We start from the raw sequence: 1,834 nt of genomic DNA, 5'->3' as shown, positions 1-1,834 counted from the left end.
AGCACATCGTCCACCAGGGCCAAGTGGCGGTTCTTCAATAAAGTGCCAGGCACCAGGGCAAAGGCTTGGCGGAGATTGCGACGTCGCGCCCGGGCATCAAGGGCCTGTTGCGCGGGGGTGTCCTGGACGCGCAGCAGCAGATTCTCGTCGCAAGGAATCTGCAGCGGCTCGCTGAGCCAGCGGGCCAGCAGCGCCGCCTGGTTGAAACCGCGCTGCCGGAGGCGTCGAGCCGCCAGTGGCACCGGCACCAGCGCGTCGGGACGCTCCAGCCCTTCATCAAAATGATGTTGGATCGACTGCGCCAACAGTTCGCCGAGTAAGCGCCCAAGCGGCCACTTCGCCTGATGCTTGAAGCGGGTGACCAGCGTGTCCACCGGGAAGTCATAGATCCACGGCGCCACGACCCGCTCGAAAGCCGGCGGTCGCTTGGCGCATTGTCCGCAGCGGAGCCCGGACATGGGCAGCGGAAGCGCGCAGACGTTGCATTGATCGCCAAGCCAGGGCAACTCGCTTTCACAAGGCGTACAGATCGGCTGCGCAGTGTCGGTGTGTTCGTTGCATAATAGACAGGGTTGTTTGTTTTTTAACCAGATGTAAACCGGCCATTTGTATCGTGGTTGACAGCGCATGACTCTTCCTTAAATATGCCGAACATCCGTGTCGCGCCTGTGGGTATTGAATGTCCCAGGCGCCAGCCAAGCATAATCAAGGAAATGCCCATGAGCGCCAGCACCACTGCCAACCTGCGTCATGACTGGTCTTTGGCCGAAGTCAAAGCACTCTTCGTCCAGCCATTCAACGACCTGCTTTTCCAGGCGCAGACCGTGCACCGCGCGCACTTCGACGCCAATCGCGTCCAGGTTTCCACGCTGCTGTCGATCAAGACCGGCGCTTGCCCGGAAGATTGCAAATATTGTCCGCAGTCCGGCCACTACAACACCGGGCTGGAAAAAGAGAAATTGCTGGAAGTGCAGAAGGTCCTCGAAGAGGCGGCTCGGGCCAAGGCCATCGGTTCGACCCGATTCTGCATGGGCGCGGCGTGGAAGCACCCGTCGGCCAAGGACATGCCTTACGTGCTGGAGATGGTCAAGGGCGTGAAGGCCATGGGGCTGGAGACCTGCATGACCCTGGGCCGCCTCGACCAGGAGCAGACCGAAGCCCTGGCCCAGGCCGGCCTGGATTACTACAACCACAACCTCGATACGTCGCCTGAGTTCTACGGCAGCATCATCACCACCCGCACCTACAGCGAGCGCCTGCAGACCCTGGCCTACGTGCGTGATTCGGGCATGAAGATCTGCTCTGGCGGCATCCTCGGCATGGGCGAATCCCTGGACGACCGCGCCAACCTGCTGATCCAGCTGGCAAACCTGCCGGAGCACCCGGAGTCGGTGCCGATCAATATGCTGGTGAAAGTCGCCGGCACGCCGCTGGAGAATGCCGAGGACGTCGATCCGTTCGATTTCATCCGCATGCTGGCCGTGGCGCGGATCCTCATGCCCAAATCCCACGTGCGCTTGTCCGCCGGTCGCGAAGCGATGAACGAGCAGATGCAGGCCTTGGCGTTCTTCGCCGGCGCGAACTCGATCTTCTACGGCGACAAATTGCTGACCACCGCCAACCCGCAAGCTGACAAGGACATGCAACTGTTCGCGCGCCTGGGCATCCAGCCGGAAGCCCGCGAAGAGCATGCCGATGAAGTGCACCAGGCGGCCATTGAACAGGCGCTGGTGGAGCACAAGAGCAGCGAGCAGTTCTATAACGCCGCTGTTTGATCACGCACCGATTCCCTGATTGGAATGCAAGACCCTGTGGGAGCGAGCTTGCTCGCGAT

Annotated in this window: 2 protein-coding genes; one reads left to right on the top strand and one right to left on the bottom strand. The window is 61.3% G+C overall.

The window, feature by feature from the left end:
- Positions 1-629: ComF family protein (locus tag OC610_RS26805; RefSeq protein ID WP_264432276.1), on the bottom strand; the 629-nt coding region annotated here is incomplete at its 3' end.
- Positions 630-719: 90 nt separating this feature from the next.
- On the opposite strand from OC610_RS26805, the gene bioB reads away from it, so the two are divergent.
- Positions 720-1,775 (top strand): biotin synthase BioB, encoded by a 1,056-nt coding sequence (gene bioB / locus OC610_RS26800; protein WP_264432274.1) that lies wholly within the window; start codon positions 720-722, stop codon positions 1,773-1,775.
- The last annotated feature ends 59 nt before the right edge of the window (positions 1,776-1,834 follow it).

Origin of the sequence: Pseudomonas agronomica, from assembly GCF_025917275.1 — a bacterium.
GTDB classification, from domain to species: domain Bacteria; phylum Pseudomonadota; class Gammaproteobacteria; order Pseudomonadales; family Pseudomonadaceae; genus Aquipseudomonas; species Aquipseudomonas agronomica.
Note: the sequence above shows the minus strand (reverse complement) of the source record. Positions and strands in the feature narration are given on the sequence as shown.